We start from the raw sequence: 6,870 nt of genomic DNA, 5'->3' as shown, positions 1-6,870 counted from the left end.
AGGTGGCGTATATTACGCTTTCCTCTTTCAGAGTCAACCCTGAAGTTCAGGATTTTTTCTCTTCAACCGACCGGGTTAACTGTGAAGTGATTCACATCTGCCGTGTCGATGGAGGCGCATTATAGGGAGTTCTCTGCAGGCCGCAACCGCTAAATGACAGAAAAATGACTGACTGCTGCATTCCCCAGCAAAACCCCGCCTTATACCCTTTTACGCACAGACTTATCCACAGAGATACGAAAAAGTGAAAATTCGCGAGCGTTGCGCAAACGTTTTCGTTAAAATGCTCGCGCTTAACAAGGATGCCTCGTCAGGTGTGTTAGATGAGTTTTTCGCTGGAAAATTCATCTAACGCTCTCTGTAATCGTGAAATCCAGGGGATTTACCATGCAACAACGTCGTCCAGTCCGCCGCGCTCTGCTCAGTGTTTCTGATAAAGCCGGTATCGTCGAATTCGCTCAGGCACTTTCTGCACGCGGTGTGGAGCTGCTTTCTACAGGGGGTACCGCTCGCCTGTTAGCAGAGAAAGGTCTGCCGGTAACCGAAGTGTCCGATTACACCGGTTTTCCGGAAATGATGGATGGACGCGTCAAGACCCTGCACCCGAAGGTCCACGGCGGTATTCTTGGCCGTCGCGGCCAGGACGACGGCATTATGGAAAAGCATGATATCGCGCCAATCGACATGGTCGTCGTTAACCTCTACCCGTTCGCGCAGACCGTTGCCCGCGAAGGCTGCTCTCTGGAAGACGCCGTCGAAAACATTGATATCGGCGGCCCAACCATGGTGCGCTCAGCGGCTAAGAACCATAAAGATGTTGCCATCGTGGTGAAGAGCAGCGACTACAACACCATTATTAATGAGATGGATGCCAACGAAGGGTCGCTGACGCTGGAGACGCGTTTCGACCTCGCCATCAAAGCATTCGAGCACACCGCCGCGTACGACAGCATGATCGCCAACTACTTCGGTAGCCTGGTGCCTGCTTATCATGGCGAAAGCACTGAACCTTCCGGCCGCTTCCCGCGTACGCTGAACCTGAACTTCATTAAGAAGCAGGATATGCGTTACGGAGAGAACAGCCACCAGCAGGCTGCCTTCTATATAGAAGAAGAGGTAAAAGAAGCCTCTGTTGCGACCGCACAGCAGGTTCAGGGCAAGGCACTCTCCTATAACAACATCGCTGACACCGATGCAGCGCTCGAGTGCGTGAAAGCGTTCAGTGAACCCGCCTGCGTAATCGTGAAGCACGCGAACCCATGTGGCGTAGCGGTAAGCGCCTCCATTCTTGACGCCTATGATCGCGCGTATAAAACCGACCCTACCTCCGCATTCGGCGGCATTATCGCCTTCAACCGCGAGCTGGACGCTGACACAGCACAGGCCATCATCTCCCGTCAGTTTGTCGAAGTGATCATCGCTCCTTCTGCATCCGACGAAGCCCTGAAAATCACCGCGGCAAAACAGAACGTGCGCGTACTGGTGTGCGGCCAGTGGGCTGAGCGCGTACCGGGTCTGGACTTCAAACGCGTGAACGGCGGTCTGCTGGTTCAGGATCGCGATCTGGGCATGGTCACCGCGGGCGATCTGCGCGTCGTGACGAAACGCCAGCCTACCGAGCAGGAACTGCGTGACGCGCTGTTCTGCTGGAAGGTTGCGAAGTTCGTGAAATCCAACGCGATTGTCTATGCAAAAGAGAACATGACCATCGGAATAGGCGCAGGCCAGATGAGCCGCGTTTACTCCGCGAAAATTGCCGGTATCAAAGCGGCCGATGAAGGTCTGGAAGTGAAAGGCTCGGCAATGGCCTCTGACGCCTTCTTCCCGTTCCGTGACGGTATCGACGCTGCTGCGGCAGTGGGCATTACCTGTGTTATCCAGCCTGGCGGCTCAATCCGTGACGACGAAGTCATTGCCGCTGCTGACGAACACGGCATTGCGATGATCTTCACCGACATGCGTCACTTCCGCCATTAATCCACGGAGCAGAAAATGAAAGTATTAGTCATTGGTAATGGCGGGCGCGAGCACGCTCTGGCGTGGAAAGCGGCCCAGTCGCCGCAGGTAAAAACCGTCTTTGTGGCACCGGGTAATGCCGGTACTGCGCTGGAACCCACGTTACAGAACGTCGCTATCGGCGTGACCGATATCCCGGCCCTGTTGAGCTTTGCTCAGCAGGAGAAAATCGAACTGACCATCGTGGGTCCGGAAGCGCCGCTGGTGATTGGCGTCGTTGACGCCTTCCGGGCTGCTGGCCTGCAAATCTTCGGCCCAACGGAAGGGGCTGCACAGCTGGAAGGTTCGAAAGCCTTCACCAAAGATTTCCTCGCACGTCATAACATCCCGACGGCGGAATATCAGAATTTCACCGAAGTAGAGCCAGCCCTGGCTTACTTACGTGAAAAAGGTGCGCCTATCGTTATCAAAGCCGACGGTCTGGCCGCCGGTAAAGGCGTTATCGTGGCGATGACACTCGAGGAAGCCGAAGCCGCGGTTCAGGATATGCTTGCAGGCAACGCCTTTGGCGATGCGGGCCATCGCATCGTGATTGAAGAGTTCCTTGACGGTGAAGAGGCGAGCTTTATCGTGATGGTCGACGGCGAGCATGTTCTGCCGATGGCCACCAGCCAGGATCATAAACGCGTTGGCAATGCAGATACCGGTCCAAACACCGGCGGTATGGGCGCCTACTCCCCTGCCCCTGTGGTCACTGACGAAGTGCATCAGCGCACCATGGACCGCATTATCTGGCCAACCGTCAAAGGCATGGCTGCCGAAGGTAATACTTACACCGGTTTCCTCTATGCAGGCCTGATGATCGACAAGCAGGGCAATCCGAAGGTGATTGAGTTCAACTGCCGCTTCGGCGATCCGGAAACGCAGCCAATCATGCTACGCATGAAATCTGACCTGGTGGAACTGTGTCTTGCCGCCTGTGAAGGTAAGCTGGATGAGAAAACGTCTGAGTGGGATGAACGTGCTTCTCTGGGCGTGGTGATTGCTGCGGGGGGTTATCCGGGTAATTACAATACCGGTGATGAGATTCACGGTTTACCGCTGGAAGAAGTAGAAGGCGCGAAGGTATTCCACGCCGGCACGAAGCTGTCTGACGACGATCGCGTGCTGACCAATGGCGGCCGTGTACTGTGTGCGACCGCGCTGGGTCACACCGTTGCAGAAGCACAGAAGCGTGCCTATGCGCTGATGGCAGATATTCACTGGAACGGTAGCTTTAGCCGCCAGGATATCGGCTATCGCGCAATTGCGCGTGAGCAGGGCGAGTAATTCTTCAGCCAGCCCCTCTCCCGTCAGGGAGAGGGGACGTCACTCAAAAACTCTTTTCTGTCGGCTGCCAGGTGCAGAAGTCTTCGTTCGCGACCAGCAGCAGTTGAGAACCTTCCGGCGCTTCCAGCCACGCCACACTCACTTCCATTGATGAATGCCGCTGACGGCGCTCAATATGTTCGGTTGCCCAGGCTTCAAGCTCAGGCTTAACGGTTTGCCCTTCGCAGGTTGTTACCGTGCCATCGGCATGCCAGCGCCCCTGGCGCAGCACAACGCGTCCCTGACGCAGCGCATCGCTGGTCTGGCGGATTTGTTCGGCACGATAACGATAGAGTGCGACTTGATCGCTGGAAAGCTGCTGTTTTTGACCGCTGACTTCCCGCTGCATAAAGCTCAGCTCGCCATGGTCATCAAAACGCACTTTCACATGTTCGGGGGTCTTGCTGTAGACATTCAGTTCTATCAGCGACAGGTCATCGCCCTGCCAGCGATACTCCGCGGTCGACGTATTGCCGTTATGCCACGGACTGAAAGCAGAAAGCAGATGCACTTCGCCGCCAGAATCTTTGCGCCAGATCCTCACCGCACCCTGGTTGTCAGCGTAGCCGCTGGCGGTAAACGGTGGCAGAGAGGTGTCGTGGCTACAGGCGGACAGAAACATCACGCCCGCCAGCGCGAAAAAACCACGCCAGACAGACAAAAGGGGCGTTGCCGCCCCTTCGTTAAAACTGTTCACTGCCACGCGTCTTACTTAACAGCGTCTTTCAGTGCTTTACCAGAAACAAATGCCGGCACGTTAGCTGCGGCGATTTTGATTTCTTTACCGGTCTGCGGGTTGCGGCCAGTACGCTCAGCGCGGTGGTTCACTTTGAAGGTACCGAAACCAACCAGTTGTACAGCATCACCTTCTTTCAGAGACTCAGTAATAGCAGCCAGGGTAGATTCCAGAGCAGCTTTAGCCTGCACTTTAGACAGATCAGCCTTGTCCGCAATTACATCAATCAGTTGAGTCTTGTTCATAAGTTATCCTTTCAATGTGTTTATCGCTTGCTAAGCATCGAGTGCGACGAAAATGCCAAAAAAGCACTCTCCTGCATACACGCACCGATAGCCACTTTTTTTCGCCCCCCAAATGTAGACCAGACAAGGGGCGAAAGGGAAGAGTCGAGGAGCGACAAAACGAGCGTTATATCAAGTTTTGTTGTCTCATTGGTTAAAAATTATACCAATATTGCTCTCACCAGCCTCACGTAAGTCCGCACGGAGCCCTTTTATCAGCTCAATATCGCGTTCTTCACACTCTGCCAGCAGGCGGAAAATCTCCCACTGGATATCCCATTCCTGCTCAACCGCGGGGTTTACTCGCAGCTCTTCGTCGGTCATTTCCCGACCTTCCTGGGTCATTTCCAGCATCGCGACGGTCGTAATGGATGCCTTGCTGACTTCGATAGCATGCTCCAGCGTTTCACCGCTCAGACGGGAATGAATCAGCTCGCTTAATGCCACGCAGGCATCAATGGCCGGATAGACACCATACAGGTCGTAGTCATCCGCCGCCGGGATCGCCTCTTCAAGCTTTTCAAGCTGAGAGTCGAAATTCACCTTAGCGTCTTTGACCGTCAGCGTCTCCCAGATTAAATCCAGGATGCGGCGATAAATCTGCCCTTCACCAAAGCCTGTCTGCTTGCAGAACGCGGCATAGTTGGGATACATGCGCTCGCACAGGCAAGCCATAAAAGTCACGTGCTGCCAGCTTTCCAGCTTCTCAAGGCGCAGATGAATCGGGTTTTGTAGCATGATGAGGTCTCGAATCGAAAATTAGCCGCAGTTTACCTGAATCATCACTGAATTTCTTGCCAACGCGTAAAAGCCGGACGCCCTGACGCTACCGCATCAGCCCAGCGGGTGGGCTCCGGTAAGCGATACCCTTTCATGCAGCGCTGCACCCACGCCAGCGCACTGTCCGTGCTCACCCGATGCCCGGTGGCGATAAACAGGGGGTTACAACGCGCTTTACTGCGCCAGACCCACGCCAGTTGCTCACCCTTATCGATGAGAGGTGCCAGCGCGCCTGGCTCGGCGGAGAGCGGCTCAAACGCACCGCACAGGCGTTTTTTAGCCACACCGATGGTGGGGACATCCACCAGCAGCCCAAAGTGGCTGGCGACGCCTAAGCGGCGCGGATGAGAGATACCATGGCCGTCGACAAACAGCAGGTCGGGTTTTTGCGAGAGTTGCTCCCACGCTGCCAGCAGCGCGGGATATTCACGGAATGAGAGAAAGCCAGGAATGTACGGCATGGTGGTGGCGATACGCGCCACCTTGTACTCCACCAGTTCCAGCGAGGGATACTTCAGCAGCACCATTGCCGCCCGCGTCACTTCACCTCCCTGCTCAAACCCCACATCTGCTCCGCCAATGTACTGCGGCGGGTCTGTGTCCAGACGATCCTCACGGATCACGGATGAGGCCAGTTCTATCTGTTGAGCGCGTAATGACGCGAGATCCATAACCACTCCTTACTGATGATAATGTGCAGAAAGTCGGTGCACCGCCTCCACAAACGCGCCAGCGTGTTCTGGCGGTACATCCTGATGAATACCGTGCCCGAGGTTGAACACGTGTCCTTCGCCCTGGCCGAAACCAGCAAGAATGGAGGCCACCTCTTCCTCAATACGGGCAGGCTGAGCATAGAGCATAGACGGGTCCATGTTGCCCTGCAGCGCCACTTTGTCACCCACGCGACGGCGCGCATCGGCAATATCGGTTGTCCAGTCGAGACCCAGCGCGTCACAGCCGGTTGCGGCCATGGCTTCCAGCCACTGCCCACCGCCTTTGGTGAACAGCGTCACCGGCACCCGGCGACCTTCGTTTTCACGCAGCAGGCCATCGACGATTTTATGCATGTAATACAGCGAGAACTGCTGGTAATCGCGCCCGGTCAGCACGCCGCCCCAGGTATCGAAAATCATCACCGACTGCGCGCCTGCTTTAATCTGCGCGTTAAGATAGAGTGTGACGCTCTTCGCCAGCTTGTCGAGCAGCGTATGCAGCGCCTGTGGCTCCGCGTACATCATCTTTTTAATGACGGTAAAGGCTTTGCTGCTGCCACCTTCCACCATATAGGTCGCCAGCGTCCACGGGCTACCTGAGAAGCCAATCAGCGGCACTTCGCCTTTCAGTTCACGGCGAATTGTGCGCACGGCGTTCATCACGTACCCCAGCTCCTGCTCAGGATCCGGTACTGGCAGCTTATCAACGTCGGCTTTGCTTTTGATCGGGGAGGTGAAACGCGGACCTTCACCGGTTTCGAAATAGAGCCCAAGGCCCATGGCATCCGGAATGGTCAGAATGTCCGAAAAGAGAATAGCGGCATCCAGCGGGTAGCGTCGCAGCGGCTGGAGCGTCACTTCGCAGGCCAGCTCGGCATTTTTGCACAGCGACATAAAATCACCCGCCTGCGCACGCGTGGCTTTGTACTCTGGCAGATAGCGCCCCGCCTGGCGCATCATCCACACCGGGGTGACATCAACGGGCTGGCGCAGCAGCGCACGCAGATAACGATCGTTCTTCAGTTCGGTCATT

7 protein-coding genes are annotated in these 6,870 nt (G+C 55.7%); 2 read left to right on the top strand and 5 right to left on the bottom strand.

Annotated features, from left to right (window positions below):
* The first annotated feature begins 387 nt into the window (after nucleotides 1–387).
* Both purH and purD read left to right on the top strand, forming a co-directional pair.
* Nucleotides 388–1,977, top strand: a complete 1,590-nt coding sequence (gene purH, locus BJP35_RS18340; RefSeq protein ID WP_044857198.1) for a bifunctional phosphoribosylaminoimidazolecarboxamide formyltransferase/IMP cyclohydrolase — start codon at nucleotides 388–390, stop codon at nucleotides 1,975–1,977.
* 15 nt (nucleotides 1,978–1,992) lie between these two features.
* On the top strand, nucleotides 1,993–3,285 hold the full coding sequence (gene purD, locus BJP35_RS18335) for a phosphoribosylamine--glycine ligase (RefSeq protein ID WP_047742181.1): 1,293 nt from the start codon (nucleotides 1,993–1,995) through the stop codon (nucleotides 3,283–3,285).
* Between the two features lie 43 nt (nucleotides 3,286–3,328).
* Here the strand turns inward: purD and BJP35_RS18330 are convergent, their stop codons facing one another.
* The 5 genes from BJP35_RS18330 to hemE form a co-directional block, all read right to left on the bottom strand.
* On the bottom strand, nucleotides 3,329–4,021 hold the full coding sequence (locus BJP35_RS18330) for a DUF1481 domain-containing protein (RefSeq protein WP_047742183.1): 693 nt from the start codon (nucleotides 4,019–4,021) through the stop codon (nucleotides 3,329–3,331).
* A gap of 11 nt (nucleotides 4,022–4,032) precedes the next feature.
* Nucleotides 4,033–4,305, bottom strand: coding sequence for a nucleoid-associated protein HU-alpha (hupA, locus tag BJP35_RS18325; protein ID WP_002445246.1), 273 nt, complete (start codon nucleotides 4,303–4,305; stop codon nucleotides 4,033–4,035).
* Nucleotides 4,306–4,491: 186 nt separating this feature from the next.
* On the bottom strand, nucleotides 4,492–5,082 hold the full coding sequence (locus BJP35_RS18320) for a YjaG family protein (RefSeq protein WP_014168169.1): 591 nt from the start codon (nucleotides 5,080–5,082) through the stop codon (nucleotides 4,492–4,494).
* A 44-nt stretch (nucleotides 5,083–5,126) separates the two neighbouring features.
* Nucleotides 5,127–5,795, bottom strand: a complete 669-nt coding sequence (gene nfi / locus BJP35_RS18315) for a deoxyribonuclease V (RefSeq protein ID WP_025206412.1) — start codon at nucleotides 5,793–5,795, stop codon at nucleotides 5,127–5,129.
* A 9-nt stretch (nucleotides 5,796–5,804) separates the two neighbouring features.
* Nucleotides 5,805–6,869, bottom strand: a complete 1,065-nt coding sequence (gene hemE / locus BJP35_RS18310) for a uroporphyrinogen decarboxylase (protein ID WP_020882986.1) — start codon at nucleotides 6,867–6,869, stop codon at nucleotides 5,805–5,807.
* Nucleotide 6,870: the final 1 nt, after the last annotated feature.

This window comes from Enterobacter sp. J49 (genome assembly GCF_002148625.1).
In the GTDB taxonomy this organism is placed as follows: domain Bacteria; phylum Pseudomonadota; class Gammaproteobacteria; order Enterobacterales; family Enterobacteriaceae; genus Enterobacter; species Enterobacter ludwigii.
This window is presented reverse-complemented; position numbering and strand designations above follow the sequence as displayed.

Coding starts and splice junctions, on each gene's coding strand:
- purH (WP_044857198.1), top strand. CDS start 388: ATGCAACAACGTCGTCCAGTCCGCCGCGCTCTGCTCAGTGTTTCTGAT.
- purD (WP_047742181.1), top strand. CDS start 1,993: ATGAAAGTATTAGTCATTGGTAATGGCGGGCGCGAGCACGCTCTGGCG.
- hupA (WP_002445246.1), bottom strand. CDS start 4,305: ATGAACAAGACTCAACTGATTGATGTAATTGCGGACAAGGCTGATCTG.
- BJP35_RS18320 (WP_014168169.1), bottom strand. CDS start 5,082: ATGCTACAAAACCCGATTCATCTGCGCCTTGAGAAGCTGGAAAGCTGG.
- nfi (WP_025206412.1), bottom strand. CDS start 5,795: ATGGATCTCGCGTCATTACGCGCTCAACAGATAGAACTGGCCTCATCC.
- hemE (WP_020882986.1), bottom strand. CDS start 6,869: ATGACCGAACTGAAGAACGATCGTTATCTGCGTGCGCTGCTGCGCCAG.